At 47.1% G+C, this 21,962-nt stretch carries 21 protein-coding genes and 1 other annotated feature; of the genes, 6 read left to right on the forward strand and 15 right to left on the reverse strand.

Annotated elements, in window-relative coordinates; genetic code table 11:
* Positions 1-41 precede the first annotated feature (41 nt).
* From C558_RS0123840 to C558_RS0123850, 3 genes are all read right to left on the reverse strand, one after another.
* Positions 42-524, reverse strand: coding sequence for a PTS sugar transporter subunit IIA (locus C558_RS0123840; protein ID WP_018758830.1), 483 nt, complete (start codon positions 522-524; stop codon positions 42-44).
* A 320-nt stretch (positions 525-844) separates the two neighbouring features.
* The gene (locus tag C558_RS0123845) at positions 845-1,711 is read right to left on the reverse strand and encodes a BglG family transcription antiterminator (protein WP_018758831.1); all 867 of its coding nucleotides are present in this window, start codon (positions 1,709-1,711) and stop codon (positions 845-847) included.
* Positions 1,712-1,789: 78 nt separating this feature from the next.
* Entirely contained in the window at positions 1,790-3,109 is a 1,320-nt protein-coding gene (locus C558_RS0123850; RefSeq protein ID WP_018758832.1) for a DEAD/DEAH box helicase, read from the reverse strand.
* Positions 3,110-3,200: 91 nt separating this feature from the next.
* Between C558_RS0123850 and C558_RS0123855 the strand changes: the two genes are divergently transcribed.
* Positions 3,201-3,464 carry a YusU family protein gene (locus C558_RS0123855; RefSeq protein ID WP_018758833.1) on the forward strand — a complete coding sequence of 88 codons (264 nt, stop codon included), beginning with the start codon at positions 3,201-3,203 and terminating at the stop codon, positions 3,462-3,464.
* A gap of 19 nt (positions 3,465-3,483) precedes the next feature.
* Here the strand turns inward: C558_RS0123855 and C558_RS0123860 are convergent, their stop codons facing one another.
* A complete protein-coding gene (locus tag C558_RS0123860) occupies positions 3,484-4,263 on the reverse strand; it encodes an SDR family NAD(P)-dependent oxidoreductase (protein ID WP_018758834.1) in 780 nt (259 codons plus the stop codon).
* 142 nt (positions 4,264-4,405) lie between these two features.
* Positions 4,406-4,861 carry a chemotaxis protein CheX gene (locus tag C558_RS0123865; RefSeq protein ID WP_018758835.1) on the reverse strand — a complete coding sequence of 152 codons (456 nt, stop codon included), beginning with the start codon at positions 4,859-4,861 and terminating at the stop codon, positions 4,406-4,408.
* Between the two features lie 294 nt (positions 4,862-5,155).
* On the opposite strand from C558_RS0123865, the gene C558_RS0123870 reads away from it, so the two are divergent.
* Positions 5,156-6,115, forward strand: coding sequence for a zinc dependent phospholipase C family protein (locus C558_RS0123870; protein WP_018758836.1), 960 nt, complete (start codon positions 5,156-5,158; stop codon positions 6,113-6,115).
* Between the two features lie 56 nt (positions 6,116-6,171).
* Here the strand turns inward: C558_RS0123870 and C558_RS0123875 are convergent, their stop codons facing one another.
* Entirely contained in the window at positions 6,172-7,431 is a 1,260-nt protein-coding gene (locus tag C558_RS0123875) for an MFS transporter (protein ID WP_018758837.1), read from the reverse strand.
* 200 nt (positions 7,432-7,631) lie between these two features.
* Here C558_RS0123875 and C558_RS0123880 point away from each other — a divergent pair, with 200 nt between their 5' ends.
* Together C558_RS0123880 and C558_RS0123885 are read left to right on the forward strand one after the other, a co-directional pair.
* The gene (locus tag C558_RS0123880) at positions 7,632-8,534 is read left to right on the forward strand and encodes a LysR family transcriptional regulator (RefSeq protein ID WP_018758838.1); all 903 of its coding nucleotides are present in this window, start codon (positions 7,632-7,634) and stop codon (positions 8,532-8,534) included.
* A gap of 13 nt (positions 8,535-8,547) precedes the next feature.
* Positions 8,548-9,363, forward strand: a complete 816-nt coding sequence (locus C558_RS0123885; protein ID WP_018758839.1) for a histidinol-phosphatase — start codon at positions 8,548-8,550, stop codon at positions 9,361-9,363.
* 177 nt (positions 9,364-9,540) lie between these two features.
* On the opposite strand, the gene C558_RS0123890 is transcribed toward C558_RS0123885, so the two are convergent.
* The 3 genes from C558_RS0123890 to C558_RS0123900 all read right to left on the reverse strand — a co-directional run bounded on the left by C558_RS0123890 (position 9,541) and on the right by C558_RS0123900 (position 12,260).
* On the reverse strand, positions 9,541-10,524 hold the full coding sequence (locus C558_RS0123890) for a DMT family transporter (RefSeq protein WP_018758840.1): 984 nt from the start codon (positions 10,522-10,524) through the stop codon (positions 9,541-9,543).
* Between the two features lie 102 nt (positions 10,525-10,626).
* Positions 10,627-11,370, reverse strand: coding sequence for a metallophosphoesterase family protein (locus C558_RS0123895; RefSeq protein WP_018758841.1), 744 nt, complete (start codon positions 11,368-11,370; stop codon positions 10,627-10,629).
* Between the two features lie 29 nt (positions 11,371-11,399).
* Positions 11,400-12,260, reverse strand: coding sequence for a metallophosphoesterase (locus C558_RS0123900; protein ID WP_018758842.1), 861 nt, complete (start codon positions 12,258-12,260; stop codon positions 11,400-11,402).
* A gap of 270 nt (positions 12,261-12,530) precedes the next feature.
* Positions 12,531-12,779: a binding site (T-box leader), on the forward strand.
* A gap of 92 nt (positions 12,780-12,871) precedes the next feature.
* Here C558_RS0123900 and C558_RS0123905 point away from each other — a divergent pair.
* The gene (locus C558_RS0123905; protein WP_018758843.1) at positions 12,872-13,951 is read left to right on the forward strand and encodes a bifunctional 3-deoxy-7-phosphoheptulonate synthase/chorismate mutase; all 1,080 of its coding nucleotides are present in this window, start codon (positions 12,872-12,874) and stop codon (positions 13,949-13,951) included.
* A gap of 209 nt (positions 13,952-14,160) precedes the next feature.
* On the opposite strand, the gene sdhB is transcribed toward C558_RS0123905, so the two are convergent.
* From sdhB to C558_RS0123920, 3 genes are read right to left on the reverse strand one after another with little or no spacing between them, the layout of a single operon-like run.
* Positions 14,161-14,925: a succinate dehydrogenase iron-sulfur subunit gene (sdhB, locus tag C558_RS0123910; RefSeq protein ID WP_018758844.1), complete on the reverse strand. Its 765-nt coding sequence runs from the start codon at positions 14,923-14,925 to the stop codon at positions 14,161-14,163.
* A 2-nt stretch (positions 14,926-14,927) separates the two neighbouring features.
* Positions 14,928-16,685: a succinate dehydrogenase flavoprotein subunit gene (gene sdhA / locus C558_RS0123915; RefSeq protein ID WP_018758845.1), complete on the reverse strand. Its 1,758-nt coding sequence runs from the start codon at positions 16,683-16,685 to the stop codon at positions 14,928-14,930.
* Between the two features lie 13 nt (positions 16,686-16,698).
* Positions 16,699-17,373, reverse strand: a complete 675-nt coding sequence (locus C558_RS0123920; protein ID WP_018758846.1) for a succinate dehydrogenase cytochrome b558 subunit — start codon at positions 17,371-17,373, stop codon at positions 16,699-16,701.
* Positions 17,374-17,540: 167 nt separating this feature from the next.
* Here C558_RS0123920 and C558_RS0123925 point away from each other — a divergent pair, with 167 nt between their 5' ends.
* Entirely contained in the window at positions 17,541-18,467 is a 927-nt protein-coding gene (locus C558_RS0123925; RefSeq protein WP_018758847.1) for a LysR family transcriptional regulator, read from the forward strand.
* 24 nt (positions 18,468-18,491) lie between these two features.
* Here the strand turns inward: C558_RS0123925 and C558_RS0123930 are convergent, their stop codons facing one another.
* The 3 genes from C558_RS0123930 to C558_RS0123940 are packed head-to-tail and all read right to left on the reverse strand — an operon-like array spanning position 18,492 to position 21,845.
* Positions 18,492-19,727 carry a cation:proton antiporter gene (locus C558_RS0123930; protein ID WP_018758848.1) on the reverse strand — a complete coding sequence of 412 codons (1,236 nt, stop codon included), beginning with the start codon at positions 19,725-19,727 and terminating at the stop codon, positions 18,492-18,494.
* Positions 19,728-19,764: 37 nt separating this feature from the next.
* Positions 19,765-20,442, reverse strand: a complete 678-nt coding sequence (locus C558_RS0123935) for a potassium channel family protein (protein ID WP_018758849.1) — start codon at positions 20,440-20,442, stop codon at positions 19,765-19,767.
* Positions 20,443-20,459: 17 nt separating this feature from the next.
* On the reverse strand, positions 20,460-21,845 hold the full coding sequence (locus C558_RS0123940; RefSeq protein ID WP_156826253.1) for a TrkH family potassium uptake protein: 1,386 nt from the start codon (positions 21,843-21,845) through the stop codon (positions 20,460-20,462).
* Positions 21,846-21,962: the final 117 nt, after the last annotated feature.

A 21,962-nucleotide genomic window follows, 5' to 3' on the forward strand; every position in this document is an offset into this window, starting at 1 on the left:
ACGTAACCTCCTGAAAATTAAAATTTTAAGGCTGTGCTTTGTTACTTCTTCACTTCAACATCTAGAACCGTGTTGTCCCCTGCTTTTACTTCCCCCGTATGCTTCGTCACTTGCTCGACTACTTCACCGTTCGCCATAATCACAGGCGTAATCACGGGATACCCTTTGGATTCAATAAACGCCATATCGAACTCGATCAAAGGCTGTCCTTGCTTGACAACATCCCCTGTCTTGATCAATGGCTTGAATCCTTCGCCTTTCAATTGCACCGTATTAACACCGATGTGCATAAGCACCTCTACACCTGAATCATGACCGACAATGCACGCATGATGCGTATCAATCAAATGTGCAACGATACCGTCACATGGTGACACGAGAACACCATTTGTTGGCTTTATAGCAACGCCGTCACCTAGAAGCGCTTCAGCAAATGCCGGATCCGGCACTTCACTTAGTGACACCGATGTTCCTGTTAATGGAGAAACCAAAGATACAATTGTTTTTTTCTTTTTGAAAAACATAAAATCCACCTCTTAAAATAATTTTAGGTCCTTGTGTAGCATGCCCCAAAAAGAGCACAAAAAAAGCATGAGTTAAGGAGAAAGAGGGTATTAGAACACTCTTGTCTCACTTAGCTCATGCCTATCACTAGTCGCACGCTAAATAACACAATATTATGGACTTGGGAAGTAAGAATGCTTCGAATTCAAATGATTCCGCTTACTTCTCGTTATAGTCTGTATTATAGGACAGGATTCTGAAACCGTCAACGACAAAACTCGATCCATTATCTTACAATTCGTCATAAATCGTCATTAAACGACAATATTCATAGAGTTTATCATTGAATCGGATTTCCATAATGCTGAAATAAACGGTACAAATGCATTACCAAGTATCCGATTTCATCCTCTGATACGGTTACACCAAGATTCGCTTCCATCATGAGCGCAATTTTTTTCCCTAAGGTATACTCATCCTTCAGTGTTTCACGAAGTTGGGTCGCAAATGGATTCGGTGACTTCTGCCCTACGGTTAGCCGTTCAATCGCAAAGCGCAGATGAGTAATCAGTCTTATGTAATCGAGACTATCACGAGGCACCTTAAATCCACGTTCCGCTTCAATCATGGCAACAGCTTCTTGGATCAAATGGGTCCATTTCACAATATTGCCGACCGATATATGACATACGGCGGACTGAATGTGCATGGCTAGAAATCCAACTTCGGTCTCAGGGATCTCGATATTGAACTTCTTCTCGATCAAGACTGCTGCTTTCTTCGCCAAGGCGAATTCTCGCGAATGCAGCGCTTGAATCTCATAAATAAATGGATTTGCAATATCGATGTTATTCTCAAGTCGATACAGCGCAAATTGAATATGACTCGGGAGCGCAATGAAAATTTGCTCATTCAGCGAGGTGTCGAATTCGTCTCCGACCATGGAGATGATTTCTTGTGAGACGTCAAGCACTTTGGGATCAACTTGTTCCGTTAATGCTCTGAATTGATTGCGCGAATCGGAACCGGCGAGATTAAATTTCTTCTCGATGCGAGGGTCTGAAGGAAGCACTAACATGCCGGCTTTTGCACCAAATCCGAGCCCTTTGCCCATGAGGACGAGCTCACTATCGGATTTCTCTATGGATACCAATATGGCGTTGTTACTAATCACCCGTTGAATGAGATATGCGGCTGATTCGCTCATTATTTCCTTCACCCTTTTTCGATCATCATTTATTTGTCCTCATTGTAGGGTCGATCCCACACCTGCGTCAATGGAATATTATTTCGGATCCGATTTGGCCTTCAGCCATTTCGGTGCTCCCGCATTCTTACGATCACGATCACGGTCTTGTTTAGGCTTAGATAAGAGCGGCTTAACAGGCGGTTTCACCGCTGCCTTTTTCACAGGTGCCTTCGTTTTCGTTACCGGATATTGGCGATTTGATGTCTCCATTGAACTCGCTGCTTCCGGATTGAATACTTTCCCTTGATACATCGATTGGGGTTCAATTACAATATCCAACTGACGCATGAATTTCTCTATAATGAACATTTCACGAGGGGTAACAATTGAAATTGCGAGCCCTTTTTGCCCCATACGCCCAGTACGCCCAACGCGATGCACATAATGCTCACTGCTAATTGGCAGATCAAAGTTAATGACCATCGGGAGCTCTTTAATATCCAAACCACGCGCAGCCACATCCGTTGCGAGCAGTAACTGAATCCGCCCTTCCCGGAAACGGCGCAGTACATTCATCCGCTCTTGTTTGTTCGCTTCTCCGTAGAGCGGCTCAACAGACAATCCCACAAACTGCAGCTTCGCAATCCACTCCGCAATCGATTCGATCTCGTTCACGAATACAATCGCGGATTTGGGCTTGTATGATCTAACAATCCGGCGAAGCGTGTCAATCTTATTCCGTTCTTCCGTCTCAAAATAGAAGTGGGACAAAGTCGACGAAGTCTTCTGCTCCGGCTTAATCCCGATCTCTATGGGTTCATTCATCCATGCGTCCGCAATATTCCGTACTTCTTCTGGCATCGTTGCTGAGAAGAACAGTAATTGTCGATCACGAAGGGCCGACTTGAATATGGCTTCCGTATCGCCGGCTGCACCAAGCTTGAACATTTGATCCACTTCATCGACCGTAATTGTACGGACTTCGTGCATTTTGAGCTTGCGCATCCCAATGAGTTCAAGCACGCGCCCTGGCGTTCCGACAACAAATTGCGGATGGAGTCTTAATTTCTCGATCTGTCTTTTGCTTGCTGCCCCGCCGATTAGAGATTGTACCGTAATGCCAAGCGACTCTCCGTACATCTCGGCTTCGCGGAAAATTTGCATTGCGAGCTCCTGTGTTGGGGCAAGAACAAGGGCTTGTACCTGTTTGAGCGCTGGATCAATCCGCTGCAACATAGGCAGCAAATAAGCAAGGGTCTTACCTGTTCCTGTCTGGGACTGCGCGATCAAGTCTTTACCTTCAAGGGCAACTGGAATTGCCTCTTGTTGGATGGGTGAAGGCGTCTCGATTCGTTCTGCGAGCAATCGCTCGACGAGCCTAGCGTCAATATGTAAATCTGTAAATGAAGTTGTCATGGTCTAGCATTTCCTTTCTTTGGCCCATTGGGCATTTGTATGGTACACTGAGATGCAGTTATTATCATTTATTGGAAAGGGGGTTCTATCGATGGATCAAGCCTTTATGGAACAGTTCGATGGCCTACTTGAAAAATACGCAGAACTGCTATTAGGTGATAACTCACCAGAACAAGTGGAGAAGATTAAAATTTGGGCCCTCTACAGCCATATGCATAAGACGATGCCGAACCTTACACAACACTGGACAGCGAGTCATCCTGAGGCTAAAGCGACTGTTCGCGCGCTCTTCGAAGAAGTGAAGCAGTTGAATGAGGCGCACCGAGCTAAGGCAAAGCCGAAGCAGGAACCTTAGGGCTTCTGCTTCGTTACCGTTATTTCTTGTTGATTAGCCGGTAAGCCAATTTATCCGCAAGCCTTGGGAACAGTTGATACAGCTTAATCCCGATGGCTGCGGCGAACGGTAAATTCACTTCCGCTTTTCGCTTCACGATAGCTGTTATTATTGTGTTCACGACTTGCTCCGGTTTTAACAAGAACATTTTAACATTATTGACGTAAGTCCCGCTCGGGTCTGCCTTCTCAAAAAACGGGGTATCAATAGGTCCCGGATTAATCGCCGTTACACCTATGTTCTTGCCGACCATTTCTTGCCGCAGCGCATTCGTTAAGCCTAGTACGGCATGCTTTGTCGCGTTGTAGGCGCTTGATTTGGCTGTACCGATCTTGCCTGCAAGTGATGCGATATTCACAATATGACCTTGCCCTGCGGTCAACATATGCGGGAGCACGGCTTTGGTACAACGGACGATCCCCATATAATTGACATCCATCATCGCATTGAACTCCGCTGTATCCGTATCCAGGAAAGTTTGAAACACACCGTATCCAGCATTATTAATCAAGATATCGATGCGTCCAAATTCAGAGATGATCGATTCCACCGCGTCATTCACTTGTTGCTCATCCGTTACATCCATCGGGATCACATGACATCGTCCTGAGATTTGTGACCGCAGCGCCATAAGGCGTTCTGTAGAGCGTGCCGTTAAGATCGGAATGGCTCCGAGATCCGCAAGCTTCTGTGCGGTTAATGCACCAATCCCACTGGAAGCTCCTGTAATCAGCACGATTTTGTCTTGGTACGTATACACCGTAACACTCTCCTTCTATGTTGCGATGATTTGAAAACTCCCCACAAAACTTTCTTTACGAAAAAAGAATAGCCCCGTAAGCGGAGCTATATCGATTCGAAATTCATTATGTATTCACGAAGCTGCATCGTTGCTACTTCTGTTATCCAACAAGTACCTGAATATCTAAATGCCCGATCCCTTCCATCATGAGCGGAACCGTTAAGGCCTGTTTAGCTTTGAATTGTCCTGCAGCTGATTGTACCACTTTCGGCGGGGTAATATCAACTTTTACACCTTGGTTAAATAAAATCGTGCTTGCATTGCCGCTAATCATATTCCCGAGTTCCGAGATCGCACTATGTCCCATCTCACCCAGCTCCGTCATGACGAAGCCACCCATCATCGCTGAGACGATCTTCAGGGCTACAGACTCATGTAGACCAAAGACAATATTCCCATTCATCTGTCCTGTCATCCCGATTTCAATCCATATATATTGATCGAAGAACTGAACTTCTTTTATTTGAAGTTGGCCAGTCGTGGGGCGAATCTGTATCAATTGTTCAATTACATTACGAGCTGCATCCAAAAACGGATTAATATATTCCGCTTTCATGAATAGATTCTCCTCTATAATTCGACATATATTTATTTCATTCGACATTATTCATTCTAATTCTACGATAAATGATTGACTACATTATACGTCATGCGTCTTAAAAAATCACCTCAAAAATATACTTTTTTTGGTATTTCCGAACGATACCTCCTTCATCTCCTAGTCATTTGGGCCGATACACGTACAAATTCAACTAGTTCTATACGATTATATCGGTATTCGGTACAATAATTTTATACTTAGGAAGAAAGTTTCATAGTGTAACATTTGTGCAGAAGGATGTGCGAAATCTTGCCTAACATTTGGACTCATTTTATTTTTGGTGAAGAAGTATTGAAAGATGCTGATCTTACAGCGATGATCACACGCCCCGAGGATCTTCGAATGTTCCGTATGGGCTGTCAGGGCCCGGATTTTCTGTTCTATCATCACTTTTTGCCGTGGCAAAAAGATAAGACGATGAATGATATCGGTTCTGTGATGCATAACGAGCATTGCGGTCCGGTGATTATGGATCTGATCGAAGGTGTCGCCCATCGGGCGCTGCAAGATCCCGCCGTTATTTATGTTCTTGGCTTTGTCCTGCACCATGTACTCGATCGGAATATGCACCCTTATGTATTCTATCGTTCGGGATTCAAGAAATGGGACCATCAGCGGTTCGAGATCTGGATGGATACACTGGTCGTACAGAACAAGCTAGGGCTTGAGACATGGCGGACGCCGGTATGGAAGGAGTTCGAGACTGGCGGGAAGTTCCCGGATGGCATTGTCGATTTGTTCGAGCAAGTCACGGTGCGTTATTACCCCGAGCTTGCGAAGCGTGTTCGCCGTGAAGCGTGGGAAGAAGCCAATCGGCACATGACGGCTGCGCAGCGGCTCTTCCATGATCCAACAGGGCTCAAACGGCTGCTGACCTTCGGTCAGATTGAGCCGTTCGTCTTCAAGCGGCCAAGCAAGCCGCTTGATATCTTGAACGAGTCGCGCAAGCCATGGCGCGACCCAACAGGCCGAGACGCCTCGTATACGACGAGCGTCTGGGACATGTGGGCCGCTGCCCGCGAAGACGCGGCGGCTGTGGTTGGCGCTGCTGCCGCCTATTGGGCGGCTGTGCGCGAAGACGGCGCCGCGAGCGCAGCTGCGGCGCAGGCGCGAGAGCGATTGGCCATCGTCGTGGCCAACCGCTCTTATGAACATGGCGAGCCGTGTGACAGCGGCTTGCAAATTATCGTGGCAGACCCCATCATCTGATGGGGGGCTGTCCACGACACACCAAGGGCTGCCTCCATTCGGGGCAGCCCTCATCCTTATGCCTTGGCTTCGTTAAGTCCCTTCACCAGGTTCACCCGCGTCAGCATGATGATGCCGACGATGAAGAAGACCAGCAAGGACAGAATTGCGAGACGCGCGGAGCCTGTGAGCAGTGTGACAAGTCCGAACAGCGCCGGACCAAGCGATGCAGATACTTTATCCGAGAGGCTCAGAAAGCCGAAGAACTCCGATGTACGGCCCGCCGGAACCAGCTTGCTGTAAATGGATCGAGCAATCGACTGGCTTCCTCCCTGCACCATCCCTACGACGAATGCGAGCACATAGAAATGCAATGCATTCGTCATGAAATAGCCTAGGAACACAACCAATACATAAATACATAATGACATATAGAGTGCACGCTTCGAACCGATCTTCGAAGCCATTTTACCGAATAAGAACGTAAATGGAATTCCTACAAATTGCGTAATCAGCAACGCAATGATTAAATGACTCGTGCCAATTCCAATCGTCTTCCCATAGATCGTCGCCATACTGATAATGGTCGAGATCCCATCATTGAAGAACCAAAATGCGACTAAATATTTGAGCAGTTCCGGGTATTGCCGAATGTGTCTGAACGTCGTAAAGACACGGCGGAACCCTTCTTTTGCATAGAAGCTCACGGGCTGCTTGCGCTCTGCTCCCTTATCCTTCACATGGCGGAAGATAGGTAACGAGAAGAGAAACCACCAGAGTGCTACCGTCACGAACACCGCTTGCGTAGCTACGAGTTTATTGGGGAAGCCGACTTTGTCCCACATCTCGAGCATCACGATGTTGACCGCGAGCAGTACGCCGCCTCCAATATATCCGAACATATAGCCTTTTGCAGAAATTTCATCTCGCTGATCCAGCGGGGCAACATCGGTCAAGATCGAATCATAGAACGTATTACCGCCGGAGAATCCGATCACCCCGAGAATATAGCAGACCGAGACGAATAGATACGTCCCATTTCCCGTAAAAGCCATCAATAAACATGCAAGTACGCCCATATAGGCGAATACGCGAAGAAACCGAACCTTACTTCGAGAAGAATCCGCAATCGCGCCAAGAATTGGCGAGATCACAGCCACGATTATCATTGCAATCGTCTGGGTGAAGCCCCAGTAGCTTGTTGCAAGATGTTCCGGCAGATTGCTAGCAGCGACCGTTAAATAATAGATCGGAAGCACCGCGGCCATCATCGTTGTCGCAAATGCTGAGTTGGCCCAATCATACATCATCCAACTGCGCACAATTTTTCGATTCAAATAAGAACCCTCCTTTTGAAATATGTACCTCCACTGCCATGGAACATAAACCTATTTTTTTCGACAAACACCCCCTGCTTTCCTCCTTGATGACTTGCCCAATATTGATCATTGCTGAAAGTTCACCTATAATGTGAAATAAACCTTTAATTAGATCGTCTAATGTTGAACATATATTTTTACAGCCAAGGAGGGATTCTGTGAACATCAGTCAACTTGAGACACTCATTACCATTTCCAAGACGACGAGCTTTCGAAAAGCAGGGGAGCTGTTGAATTTAACGCAACCCGCTGTGTCCGCACAAATCAAAAGCTTAGAAGATGAATTCAAGACCGTGTTAATTGATCGGAACCAGCCCGTCACACTTACGGATCAAGGCCACGTCTTTCTTGATCATGCAGAGCGTATTCTGAAGATTGTCGCAGAATTGAAGCAGCGTCTGAGTGATCTGAGTAATATTCCACAAGGTCATATTACGATCGGCACCACAACCTCCATCGCGATTCAAATTTTACCGCGCGTTCTCTCTTATTTTCAGAACCAATACCCGCTTATCAAAACTTCAATCTTAACGATGTCTTCCGCGCAGATTATGGCGCAAGTGGAGAATGGGACCGTCGATATCGGCATCGGTTACTTATCGGAGAGTACACCGAACCTGAAGTCCAGCGTATTGTACTATGACACCTTCGAACTTGTCGTTTCACCTAGCCACCCCTTGGGTACACTAAAGCACACGACCGTTGAAGCATTGCGTGATGTTCCGTTCATCGTCTTATCTCCTGACACGGTCGGCCGTCGATTCGCAGATCAAGTCTTTAAAAATTACAACATTCAACCACATATCGTGATGGAGTTATCCAGTAGTGAAGAGATCAAACGGATGGTAGAGCTCAATCTCGGTGCCGCGGTGATCTCGAAGCTATCGATCGGAAGCGAGCTGCGACGCGGTACCTTGAAAATGATCAAAGTCAGTGAATTTGAGACTGCACATCCTGTCGGTGTCGTCTATAAATCCGGCAAATATTTAAATTCGGCTATGCAGCAATTTCTCAGCGACTTAAAAGGCATGCCTGAAACCCAATTTATCAGTTCAGAGTAAGGAGCGTAACCAGATGACTACGAAATTTGATTTGCATACACATCATTTTCGCTGCGGGCATGCGGATGGCAATATTGAAGACTATATCCAAGCGGGTATCCAAGCCGGGCTTCAAGTCATTGGAATTTCGGATCACTCGCCTTACTTCGGCAGCCCCGAAGATCAAGCTCAGCCTCGCATTGCCATGGCCAAAAGCGAATTTGCGAACTATATTCAAGAGGTTCTACGTCTTCAGGCGAAATACGAGGGGCAAATCGATGTCCTGCTCGGCGTTGAATCGGATTTTTTCCCAGAACATGCTTCCCTCTACCAACAAATATATGCGGGATACCCCTTTGACTATGTAATCGGTTCCGTTCACCAGACGGAGGGCGTTAGTATCTTCAATAAGTCCCGTTGGAAAGGTCTAACGTCTGCTCGGATGATTGAGGCGAAGAACATTTATTACGGCATGATTCGGGATTCCGCGACGAGTGGGATGTTCCAAATTCTTGGGCATATCGATGCAATGAAAGGCAATTATCCTGAATTTTCAACGATTGAAGCATATGAGGCGATTGACGAGACACTTCGCGTAATCGGCGAGTGCGGCATTGCAATCGAAATCAATACATCAGGGAAAACAAAGCTGAGTGGCGGTTGGTATCCTTCGGATGACATCCTTGAACGCGCCCTGTTCCATCACGTGGATGTTACCTTCGGCTCTGACGCGCACGTTCCAAGCCGTGTTGGCGACGAATGGGAACAAGTTCGCGACCGTTTGAAACAGATCGGATTCACATCGTGGGTCTATTACAAACAGAAGCAGAAGCAAATCGTGCAACTCTAGAACATGAATCCAACGCATATGACACCAAAAAAAAGGAGGACCTGCCACGTCGGTAGGTCCTCAAGTTTATTTATTAAAAGGGGGTCTTGAGTACATCTTACCCCTTTAACATTATGGTCGTATCACAGAACCATTTCATTTGTGTAACAAATGAACAAAGCTGCAATCCGCAGCAGTTTATTGCGCTATTTCTAGGTCTGATTCTCTTACGGCTTTCGTCGTTGCATGCGAGCGGTTCACGATAATAATACCGGAGACCACGCTTGCTAGTGCTAGAACAACCCAAATGTGTATCGTCTCGCCAAGAATGATGGAAGACAAGATCACGCCGAATACTGGAATCAGGAAAAGGTACATTGAGACTTTCCCGACTTTATTATATTTCATGACCATATTCCAGAGTCCGAACGCCGCAGCCGAGACGAACGCAAGATAGATGAAGATGACCCCTGTCTTCATATCGAAATGAAACGGCATGAATCCTCTACGAACGACACCGATCGCCGCGAGGCCTAGCCCCCCGATCAGCATTTGCTTGGCGGTAAGTTCAAGCACAGATACTCTGCCCGATTCATGCCGCGCGAGCACATTCCCGAACGCACCAAACGCAGCCGATAAGAGTAAGCAAATTTCACCGAACCCGAATTGGAAATGCAATCCGCTCTGCGTGAATCCGACGGCAAATACACCCACGAATCCAAGGAACAAGCCCGTAATCTTAGCTGATGTGAACGGTTCATTCCGGTACATCGCTTGCGCGAATAACATTTGGAAGAATGAAGCCGAACCCGATATAATCGCCCCTTGAATCCCAGACGAATGCATAAGACCGATATAGAAGAATAGGTATTGTAAGAAGGTCTGTACAAGTGCAAGCCGCGAGAGACGCCATACACTTAACTTCCCCGTAAACTCACTCGCCTGCTGACTGCCTGCTGATTTCCCGATGGACGCGAGCTTCAGCAGCAAATATAACAACAAACCTGCGAGTGCGAATCGATAGCCCGCAAATATGAGCTGCTCGAACACATCTTGCTTCGAAATTTGAAGCTCCACATAGCTTAATTTCACAAAGGGAACAGCACTGCCCCAGAGTAAGGTAGCAGCAACAGAGCTGACGATAATACCGATTGGATGCGTAAACCAACTTTTTGCTTTCACAGGATGTATGCCACCTTTTTGAATTAATCCTTGGTGTGATATTAGACACACGTATCCCATTATGCTCCTAATCGACATGATCATCAACAATTATTTTTCAGCCTATTGCTGCAGCCCACGATACACACCAGTCCGTAGTTCCCGTATGTACATCTCCATCTCTGGCACACTTGCTTTGAGTGCATGCTGCACAGCGAGCTCTATATCATAGGGTACGCGTACAAGCTGTATGGAGAACGGTTCAAGTGCACTTCCACCCTCCGTGCCTTCCATGATCGCGTAGGACGCTTGGATCATATCCAGTGCATTCCCGACGCTGCCCACATTGAACAGCATCCGGCGCTCCATATGCTGTACATAGACATTGTGAATATCTCCGTAACCGACAACTTCTGGCTTCGGGTCTTCCTCCGATTTACCTGTCTCCGGCGTATTGTCGAACATTCCGAGTCTACGTTCCTCACTGTCCCAAGGCTGAACCCGATGGTAGACACTCTGCGGAGAAGCATGAACAAGACGTATTCGCTTCCCACTCATCTCCATATCGTAACTGAACGGGAGATTGGCCAAATATTGCAGTCTCTCTGCTCCGAGTCGATCTTCATGCCACGTAAATGGCAGTTTATCTGTCAGCTGACGCCCGATGAGCTCATCCCAATTGCCTCGAATAACGATCTCGCAGCAATCGCGAATCCGATCGACTGCTTCGATGGGATTGGGCCCTTTACCTGCCAAGTCTCCTAAGCAAATAATCCGCTTAATTCCCCGTTTACTAATATCTGCGAGCACGGCTTCCAGTGCAGGCATGTTGCCATGAATATCTGATAGGATAGCAATTCGTTGCACAATAAATCCTCCTTGATTACTGCCTGCGGCTATGTTACTTGCCGCCTTAACGTATGGACCGTAATTTCCGGTCGACATAAGAAGCGGACGGGAAGAAAGGTCATTCCCAGCCCGCGGTTCGTATACACTTTAAATTCCGTATTCGGAAATGTATAGAGGCCGTCCGGGTATTTCTGTCCCATCTCTGGATTCCACTTCACAGGAACGCCCGGAATGCGCACTTGCCCCCCATGACTATGCCCCGATAACTGAAGATCTATCGCATATTTCATGGCCTCGTCAGCCAGATCCGGTTCATGTGCTAACAGCAGCGTATAGCGATCCGCTGGGATCCCTTTCACAGCCTCCCTAACATTCGGAAAACCGCCGAACCAATCTTCGAGCCCCGCCACCGCAATTTTTTCACTGCTGCGCACCAGATCTACATGTTGATTTTTGAGCACCCGAAATCCAGCTTGTTCTAAGGCATTCGTCGATTTGGACTCCGGCGCATGGCGGAAATCATGATTCCCGAGTACAGCGAACTTCCCAAGCGGTGCATGAAGCTTCTTCAACGCTGGGATGACCTGATCCACTTTTGCAAGCCCATTATCGATCAGATCCCCCGTGAAAAGGATGAGGTCCGCCCGTTCTTCATTCATCTGCTCTACGATGCTAAGAAGCCGCTCCGCATTCATATGATATCCAAAATGAAGATCGCTAAAATGAATTATTCGCAGGTTATGAAACGCCTCCGGCAGCCGGCTGCTATAATGAATCATTCGCTTCCACTCGATCCATCCCGGTTCGATAAACCGCGTATATGTCCCCCCAGCCACTGCCATGCCCAGAAGCGTTAACGCACTCCGCTTCAAGAATGAACGTCGTGTCATCTTTCGCTTTTTCCCCATTTTTCCTCCCGTACACCCATGTGCTACCTCATAGTATACCATCTTCATCCATTCAAAGGAAAATCGAACTATCGGGCAAAAAGCTCTATATCTAGTAGCACAACCTTTCTTGCAACCGTTGGTTTTCGCGGTGATACAGGAACAGGATGTCCTCACTGTATTGCTTTACAGATATAAATCATTAAAGCTTCACACGAGCCTATTGCATATTTCAGATCATCGGATTACAATCTCTATTAACCGGTTTGAATTTGAGGAATATGATACTTATTACAGACGATGACGGAGAAAAGTAAGCGAAAGACAGCCTTACAGGGACTGTGTGCCGACCGACTGAGAGCACACGGAAGGAAATGATTTGCTGAAGTTCACTCCAGAGTTGACACCTGAACGAGGAAGAATGTTATTCATCCTTCACTAGGGAGGTCCGTCCGCATGACGTTACCATGCATTGAGCGAGAAAGCTGAATTTACGGCTGTCTAACAAGGGTGGTACCACGGAGTTTCACCGTCCCTTGATTAGGCAGTCTTTTTGCGTTCTAAGGGCCCTAGAATACAGGAGCATGGAATTCGGCGATAATCTGAGTAGAGAATAAAAGGAGCGATTTGAGATGAGTCAGGACAGAGATTTAGACCAGTTACGTAATCAATTAGATGAAATTAACCTAAAATTACTATCCCTATTAAGCGAGCGCGCGGTTATTGCCCAAGAAATCGGTATCGTGAAGCAGAAGCAAGGGATTCCCAAATATGATCCAGTACGTGAGCGTGAGATGCTCGAAGAGCTTGTCGCACGCAACGATGGTCCATTCGAGGATGCGACCATCAAGCATTTATTCAAGCAAATCTTCAAAGCATCACTTGATCTGCAGCAAGATGATCACAAGAAAATTCTGCTCGTCAGCCGGAAGAAGCAGCAAGAGAATACAATTGTTGATGTGAAAGGCGTACCGATCGGAGGATCTGCGCAAGTGATGATCGCCGGACCATGTTCGGTGGAATCCTATGACCAGCTCAAGACCGTTGCGACGGCACTGAAAGAATCCGGTATCCGCGTTCTTCGCGGCGGCGCTTTCAAACCACGGACATCTCCGTATGACTTCCAAGGTCTTGGCATTGAAGGATTGAAGCTGCTGAAGCAAGTTGGTGAAGAACTCGATATGGTGACGATCAGCGAAATTGTACACCCAGGACATATCGAGCTGGCCGCAGAGTATATCGATATCATTCAGATCGGCGCACGGAATATGCAGAACTTCGAGCTCCTTAAAGCCGCTGGCCAAGTAGGCGTTCCCATCGTACTCAAGCGCGGACTTGCAGCAACGATCGAAGAGTTCATCCTCGCAGCAGAGTACATTGTTGCTGGAGGCAATCCGAATGTCATCATGATCGAACGCGGCATTCGTACCTATGAGAAATGGACACGGAATACGCTGGACATATCAGCTGTTCCAATCTTGAAGCAAGAGACACATTTACCCGTGCTCGTCGATGTCACGCACTCGACAGGACGCAAGGATATTCTCGTTCCTTGTGCAAAGGCAGCACTCGCCGCAGGTGCGGATGGCATTATGGTCGAGGTACATCCAGACCCAGCAACCGCTCTGTCCGATGCGCAGCAGCAGCTCAATATCGAGCAATTCCATGATTTCTGGCACCGTGTCAAATCTTCCGGATTGTTCAACGAGTAACATACCCCACAAAGTGATGCTTTGACTTCGAAGCGATTCAGGTACTTTGCGGGGCCCCCAGTAAATGCTATACGAACAAGAAAAGGCATACCCCGAAGCTACAGGCGGTTGATTCATTCAACCGATCCAGTGCTTCAAGGTATGCCTTTTTATGATGCTGCTCTTCACCTAACACACCTTTTGCTCATTTCACTTTTGCTAAAGTTGTGTTATACGCCTAACCATTTCTTGAACATATGCTTCGTTGTCGCCTTGTTCATCTCAGCGATCGAAGTTGTGAGTGGAATGCCCTTCGGACAAGAACGCACACAGTTCTGCGAGTTACCGCAGCCTTCGATTCCGCCCTCTTCCATCAAGGCATCTAGACGCTCATCCTTGTTCATCTCACCTGTTGGGTGCGCGTTGAACAAGCGAACTTGTGAGATCGGCGCAGGTCCGATAAAGCTTGTTTTTTCGTTCACGTTCGGACAAGCTTCTAAGCAGACACCGCATGTCATACACTTCGACAATTCGTACGCCCATTGACGTTTGGATTCTGCCATCCGTGGTCCAGGACCAAGGTCATACGTCCCATCAATCGGAATCCACGCCTTCACTTTCTTTAAGGCGTTGAACATCCGGCTGCGGTCAATGACAAGGTCACGAACGACTGGGAAGGTGCTCATCGGTGCTATACGTACCGGCTGCTCAAGTTTGTCGACGAGCGCCGAGCAAGCCTGACGCGGTTTGCCGTTGATGACCATCGAACATGCCCCGCATACTTCCTCCAAACAGTTGGATTCCCAGCATACCGGCGATGTCGATTGACCATTCGCGTTCTTCGGATTCCGCTGAATTTCCATTAAGGCACTAATCACGTTCATCCCTGGACGGTAAGGCACTTCGAATTCTTCTGTATAAGACTTCGCATCCGGTTTATCCTGACGCGTGACTATGAATTTAACGGTTTTGGATGATACTGTAGTCTCCGCCATCGTTATTCTCCTTTCTTCTTATCTGTCGAATAATCGCGTTTACGCGGTTTAATAAGCGATACATCTACCTCTTCATACGAAATCGTTGGTCCGTCTGGCGTCCATGCTGCTTTCGTCGTCTTCATGAAATCTTCATCGTTACGATCCGGGAATTCCGGTTTGTAATGCGCACCACGGCTCTCATTACGCATTAATGCACCTAATGTCATCGCTTCGGATAACTCTAACATGTTCCAGAGTTGACGCGTAAAGGCTACTCCTTGGTTGTTCCAACGCGCCGTATCGGTCATATTGATGTTCTGGTAACGCTGCTTTAATTCTTTGATCTTGGCGATTGTCTCTTCAAGCTTTTTGTTATAACGAACCACGGTCATGTTATTCGTCATCCACTCACCAAGTTCTTTATGCAATACATAGGCATTCTCTTTGCCTTCCATCTTAAGCAAGCTCTCGTACTTGTCCGTCTGCTTCTTGCTCTCGCGATCGAATACGGAGGAGGAGATATCTTCAGCTGATTTCTTCAAGCCGCGGATATATTCAACTGCCTTCGGTCCGGATACCATCCCGCCGTAGATGGCGGACAAGAGCGAGTTCGCGCCCAGACGGTTCGCACCGTGATATTGGTATTCACATTCGCCGGCTGCGAATAATCCAGGAATGTTCGTCATTTGATTGTAGTCGACCCACATGCCGCCCATCGAATAATGGACTGCCGGGAAGATTTTCATCGGAATTTTACGAGGGTCATCACCCATGAATTTCTCATAAATCTCAATAATGCCGCCGAGCTTCACATCTAGTACTTTCGGATCTTTGTGCGACAAGTCAAGGTATACCATGTTCTCGCCGTTAATCCCCAGTTTCTGATCCACACAGACGCTGAAAATTTCACGTGTTGCAATATCCCGCGGCACAAGGTTACCGTATGCCGGATATTTCTCTTCAAGGAAATACCAAGGCTTACCGTCTTTATATGTCCAGATCCGTCCACCTTCACCGCGTGCAGACTCCGACATTAAGCGAAGCTTATCGTCCCCAGGAATCGCCGTCGGGTGAATCTGAATGAACTCCCCGTTCGCGTAATGAACACCTTGCTGATACACTGCGCTCGCTGCTGTTCCTGTGTTGATAACCGAGTTCGTTGTTTTACCGAAAATAATACCAGGACCGCCTGTTGCGAGAATAACCGCATCCGCTGCGAATGTAACAACTTCCATTGTACGAAGATCTTGCGCAGTAATCCCGCGGCATACGCCCTCGTCATCGATGACCGTCGATAAGAACTCCCAATGCTCGCGTTTTGTTACAAGCCCTGCTGCCTCATGACGACGAACTTGCTCATCGAGTGCGTACAAGAGTTGCTGTCCTGTCGTCGCCCCCGCAAAGGCTGTACGGCTGTATTTCGTTCCACCGAACCGGCGGAAATCAAGTAATCCCTCTGGTGTACGGTTGAACATGACACCCATGCGGTCCATCAAGTGGATAATCCCTGGCGCTGCATCACACATCGCTTTGATTGGAGGTTGGTTCGCTAAGAAGTCTCCCCCATATACCGTATCGTCAAAGTGCTCCCATGTGGAGTCGCCTTCACCTTTCGTATTTACGGCACCGTTAATTCCGCCCTGTGCACATACGGAGTGAGAACGTTTCACCGGTACAAGCGAGAATAGTTCTACATGTACATCCGCTTCTGCTGCTTTGATCGTGGCCATCAGACCTGCTAGTCCGCCGCCTACGACGATGATTTTAGATTTCGACATTCCATTCCACCCCTTAACCGTTAATCATGCCAGTTGCCAAATTTACAAGCCCTGCTGCTTCAAACTCACTGCCTGTGAACGCAACCAGTGACAGAATGAACAAGAGCGATACAAGAACGAATACGCCCATGCAAATATAAGAAGATACACGTTGTGCGCGTGGTCCAACGGTAATCCCCCAGCTCACAAGGAACGACCATAGTCCGTTGCTGAAATGGAATACCGCGGCTACAACCCCAATGACGTAAATAATAAAGTAAACAGGTTGTGATAAAATATCATTCATGTGCTGACCAAGTTCTTCATGCGTCAAATTGCCAAGCGTAACTTGAAAACGCGTGGTATATAGATGCCATACAACGAAGATGAACGTAATGACACCCGTTACCCGTTGCAGCATGAACATGATGTTGCGACCGTAGCTGTAATTGCTAACATTATTTCTAGCTTGATAGGCAATATAGAGACCATATACACCGTGATAGAGCAGCGGCAAGAAAATCCCGAAGATTTCTAAGAAAGTAACTAACGGGAGATCGTTAAGAAATTTAACGCTGCTATTAAAACCTTCCTTGCCTCCTTCGAACGCGGAGTAATTCGTCAACATGTGCTCCAGGATAAACAAGCCCAGCGGAATAATCCCGAGTAGCGAGTGCAACTTCCGTGAATAAAAAGAAGTCCCTTTCATAAGTAAGCGTTTCCCCTTTCAATCGTTGCCATTGATTAGTTTCCATTTTTCATGTGAACAAGTTGTGAATGGTTTATACCATCTATCATGTTACTCCTTTTTCGCTTATAATGGAAATGCGTATTTTCTATTAGTTTTTATAACTAATTTGCATAAGAGGTGTCGAAATGTTAGAAATGATGCAATATTTTGCAGCAGTCGTAGAACAGTCGAGTCTGAACAAAGCCTCTCAGCTGTTGAATTTATCACAACCAGCCCTCTCCAGAAAAATTACCAAACTGGAAGACCAGCTTGGTGTACAACTCTTTACTCGAAATGGTAAGAAGCTCGAACTGACGAGAATCGGCCAGCTCACCTATGAATTCGCACTCGAAATGCGGCAAATCGAACGCGATCTGCTGCAGACCATCGCTGAATATAAAGCAACGGATAAAAGTATGATTACGATCGGGGCCAGTCTAACGACCCTGCAATCCACACTCCCCGATCTTATTCATGTCTTCCTGAGCAAGCATCCCGAGACGGAGATGAAGGCGATCACGGGCAAAACCCACGAGATCGTCACCCTCGTACGGGAGAAGAAGGTCGATATCGGTCTTGTTGCTTCTTTAATTAATGAACCGCCGCTCCAGTGCCTTCCTTTATTCGAAGACCATCTGGATCTCGTACTGCCGAAGCACCATGTGCTGCATGCCAAGAAAACGATCGATATACAAGATTTGAACGGCCTCCCGATGATCCTATTCTCGAGAGGCACCTGGTACCGTATACTAACCGATGATCTATTCCATCGTTGCCGGGTTATTCCAGATGTTCGCATGGAGATTGACTCCTTTGAAGCCATCATTCGCTTGCTCTCGACTGGGAAGTCAGCAACTCTTCTGCCTCACTCATATCTTAGACCGCAATTATTAGCTGATAACGAGCTAACGGTCGTCCATTTACGTGAATTGGAGCAGACCAAGCGTACGACATCTTTGATCTATTCCGACCCTGCATCCCTAAGCACTTCGGCGCAAATGCTCATTCAAGAAGCCTCTTCATATGCGAAGCTGCAGTCTTTTACCGCAAAAGCAAAAAGCCATGGAAACTAAACATCCATGGCAAGGCCATCAGCATTAATTATTCGGTTTCACTTCAAGTCCCAGCTTCCGCGCGACCCAGGCCGTTGTGCTTGCCTGTACCAGAATCGTGAGCATGATCGCCATGAAGGTAACGGATGCAATAATATCCGCATGCTCCACACCTGACGCGACAATCATCCCCGATAACGCGGCCGGAATGACGCCCGTCTCACGTACCCATACCATGAACGCCATCTCGCGCCACGTCCATTTCGCTCTTCGATCAGGGAGTGCACAAGCTATGACGGTGAGCGGTCTCGCAATGAACATCAGCACCAACACAACGGCAAGACTTGGCCAGAAATATTCGATCAACACCTGGAAATTGACTTGACTGCCAAGCAGAATGAAGATCAGCATACGCATCAATACCGTAATATTATCTGCGAAATGATCCATCTCTTGGCGTTTCTCATGCATCGATAAGCCGAATGTCTTCTCATTGCCCCAGATTAAGCCCGCAACGAATGTCGCCATAAAGCCGCTAACATGCAACAAATCCCCAATCAAGTACGCCGCAAGCGCGACAACGATCATCGCAATCGTCGTATACTCACGCAAGACTGCAAATCGATGATGTCCTGTCAAATACGAGAATGGGATTGCGACGACCACCCCAACAATAATTCCACCAACTGCTGTCTTCAAGAAATCAAAAATCATCGGACCTGCTTCCAGACTCCCTTGGCCTAAGACCACAGCGAGTAAGGTAAAGGTAATAATAGACCCCGTCGCATCATTAAATGCCGACTCACTCTCAACCGTCTCACGTACCTTGTCCCGAATCTTTACCTGCCTGAAGACCGGAATGATCGATGCTGGGTCTGTCGATGCGATGACTGCACCTACCAATAGCGACAAAATCCATCCAAGCCCGAACAAATAATGCACAGCTACACCGACGACGCCGACAGTGATCAACACCCCTGGCACACTTAATAAGGAAATCGTGATCCAGACTTTACGGAGCCCATGAAGTCCAATATTCCGCCCGCCATCGAACAGAATTAATGTAGAACCAGCCGTTAAGATCGTCTGATTGAGCACCGAACTGCTCGTCTCATGAATCCAATGCAGTCCTTGACCGAGCACCATACCGATCAGAATAAAAACGACCACATCTGGGAGCTTCAGCCATGCAGCAATTTTGCCGGACACCATGCCTGCTATGAAGATTAATACAAGTACAATCAATAGATGCTGAATGATTTCTCCCGTTGCTGTTCCCAAGTCCACCACGCCCTTGAATGATCAATTCATTAATGTATTATGCCAAAACTTGTCCATCCGTCATTCGCTCTTCGAAGGCGTCGATTTGCTCATTCGTCCCAATGATGACCATAATGTCTTTCTCAGAAAGCACTTGTTCTGCCGTAGGTACGATGATAACCCCTTCCTTCTTATTGATCGCAACAATACTGCAGCCAAAACGGGATCTCGGATTGAGATCTTTGAGCGAGATGCCATCCAGACAACTAGGAACGGTCAACTCCGCAATCGAATAATCTTTAGACAGTTCGATGTAATCGAGCAAGTTCGGAGACACCAGTTGATGCGCCACCCGAATCCCCATATCCCGCTCTGGGAAAATCACACGGTCAACGCCGATCCGCTCAAGCACGCGACCATGCAGATCAGAGATTGCTTTGGCAACAACCTTCTTCACACCAAGCTCCTTCAGCTGAATCGTTGCCAGAATACTCGTCTGAATATCGTCCCCAATCGCGACGACTCCGCAATCGAAATTGCGAACCCCTAAAGAACGCAGCGTATCCACATCCGTCGCATCCGCAACGACCGCATGGGTTATCTTACGGCCTATCGCATCGACTACCTCTTCATCTTTATCAATCCCCAACACTTCGTGCCCTAGCTCAATCAATTCCTTCGCAAGACTTGAACCAAATCGTCCTAATCCGATCACTACAAATTGTTCTGTTTTCATCTCTTTCTTCCGATCTCCTATCCAATAATCATTTTGCCTTCAGGATGGCGGTACAATTCTTTCTCTGTCTTTGGTCCAATCGCATAAGCTAGAGTTAATGGTCCAAGTCTTCCCATAAACATCATCAGGCTAATCATAATTTTTCCGAATACGGTTAAATCCGCCGTCAATCCCATCGTTAACCCTACCGTTCCGAAGGCCGAGGTCGTCTCGTACAGAATCATTAAGAAATTATGGTCTTCCGTCGTAGAGAGCAGCATCGAGACGAACACGACGAGCATCAGAGACAAGAACGTGATCGTTAATGCTTTGAATATTCGCTCCTTCGCCAGACGATACCGGAACATGACCACATCTTCTTTACCGCGAATCATGGAAATGACAGCCATGATCAAAATGGCAAAGGTCGTCGTCTTAATCCCGCCTCCCGTCGATCCGGGGGATGCACCAATAAACATCAGAATGATCGTAAAGAACTGCGACGCCTGCCGCATGCTGCCGAGATCGAGTGTGTTCGCACCTGCTGTACGCGGGGACACCGATTGGAAGAAGGAGGCGAGTATTTTACCTGACCAATCCAATGGAGCTAATGTCTTATTATTCGTAAATTCGAAGACGAAAATGACTATCGCACCAAAAACGATCAAAAAGCTCGTCATCGATAAAACGACTTTTGTATGTAAAGACAATTTTTTTCGATTTCTAAAATCCACCAAATCCGCCATAACAATAAATCCGATGCCACCGAAGATAATAAGAAGCATGGAGACAATATTGACAAGCGGGTCACTAACATAGGCTGTTAAGCTCGAGAAATGCCCGAATAGATCAAAACCAGCATTATTAAAGAAGGATACCGCATGGAATATACCGAAATAGAGTGCACGGATGAACGGCATATCGAAGGACCAACGGATCGTGAACAATAATGCAGCGGCTGCTTCGATCGAAACCGAATAAATAAGGACCCTTCGAATCAATCGAACGATGCCTTCCATACTCGATTGATTCATCGCCTCTTGTAAAATCAAGCGCTCCGACAAGGAGATCCTTTTCTTCAGGACAAGAGCGAATAAAGTAGCCATGGTCATGAATCCAAGCCCACCAATCTGAATAAGGAACATCAACACGACTTGCCCAAAGACGGTGAAATGCGTTCCTGTATCCACGACGATCAGTCCCGTCACACATGTGGCTGATGTCGACGTGAACAATGCATCTACGAAGTCAAGTTGAACGCCGTCAACATTCGAAATTGGAAGCATCAACAGAAAAGCGCCCAGCAGAATTATGCATGCAAATCCAAGGGATAAGATACGAGGTGGCGTTAGCGCAAAAAATTTCTTTTTCAAAAATACCCTTCCCTTCACTAAAATACCAAAGCAAGTATACTTGATCTCCATCATTTTGTCATACAATGTTTTTAGGGCATTCTTGATCATACGCTGGTACTCAGCAGATGAACTATGATATTTTTACTAGTATCATCCTGTAGACCTTAATTTTCGGTGCTCAACTCA

The organism is Paenibacillus terrigena DSM 21567 (assembly GCF_000374845.1).
Taxonomy (GTDB): Bacteria; Bacillota; Bacilli; order Paenibacillales; family Paenibacillaceae; genus Paenibacillus_K; species Paenibacillus_K terrigena.

What these genes read in the sequence shown, in the direction of transcription:
- C558_RS0123925 (WP_018758847.1), top strand. Translation starts at nt 17,541, where the DNA reads ATGTTAGAAATGATGCAATATTTTGCAGCAGTCGTAGAACAGTCGAGT.
- C558_RS0123940 (WP_156826253.1), bottom strand. Translation starts at nt 21,845, where the DNA reads ATGGAGATCAAGTATACTTGCTTTGGTATTTTAGTGAAGGGAAGGGTA.
- C558_RS0123850 (WP_018758832.1), bottom strand. Translation starts at nt 3,109, where the DNA reads ATGACAACTTCATTTACAGATTTACATATTGACGCTAGGCTCGTCGAG.
- C558_RS0123865 (WP_018758835.1), bottom strand. Translation starts at nt 4,861, where the DNA reads ATGAAAGCGGAATATATTAATCCGTTTTTGGATGCAGCTCGTAATGTA.
- C558_RS0123900 (WP_018758842.1), bottom strand. Translation starts at nt 12,260, where the DNA reads ATGGGGAAAAAGCGAAAGATGACACGACGTTCATTCTTGAAGCGGAGT.
- sdhA (WP_018758845.1), bottom strand. Translation starts at nt 16,685, where the DNA reads ATGTCGAAATCTAAAATCATCGTCGTAGGCGGCGGACTAGCAGGTCTG.
- C558_RS0123920 (WP_018758846.1), bottom strand. Translation starts at nt 17,373, where the DNA reads ATGAAAGGGACTTCTTTTTATTCACGGAAGTTGCACTCGCTACTCGGG.
- C558_RS0123840 (WP_018758830.1), bottom strand. Translation starts at nt 524, where the DNA reads ATGTTTTTCAAAAAGAAAAAAACAATTGTATCTTTGGTTTCTCCATTA.
- C558_RS0123855 (WP_018758833.1), top strand. Translation starts at nt 3,201, where the DNA reads ATGGATCAAGCCTTTATGGAACAGTTCGATGGCCTACTTGAAAAATAC.
- C558_RS0123885 (WP_018758839.1), top strand. Translation starts at nt 8,548, where the DNA reads ATGACTACGAAATTTGATTTGCATACACATCATTTTCGCTGCGGGCAT.
- sdhB (WP_018758844.1), bottom strand. Translation starts at nt 14,925, where the DNA reads ATGGCGGAGACTACAGTATCATCCAAAACCGTTAAATTCATAGTCACG.
- C558_RS0123845 (WP_018758831.1), bottom strand. Translation starts at nt 1,711, where the DNA reads ATGAGCGAATCAGCCGCATATCTCATTCAACGGGTGATTAGTAACAAC.
- C558_RS0123905 (WP_018758843.1), top strand. Translation starts at nt 12,872, where the DNA reads ATGAGTCAGGACAGAGATTTAGACCAGTTACGTAATCAATTAGATGAA.
- C558_RS0123935 (WP_018758849.1), bottom strand. Translation starts at nt 20,442, where the DNA reads ATGAAAACAGAACAATTTGTAGTGATCGGATTAGGACGATTTGGTTCA.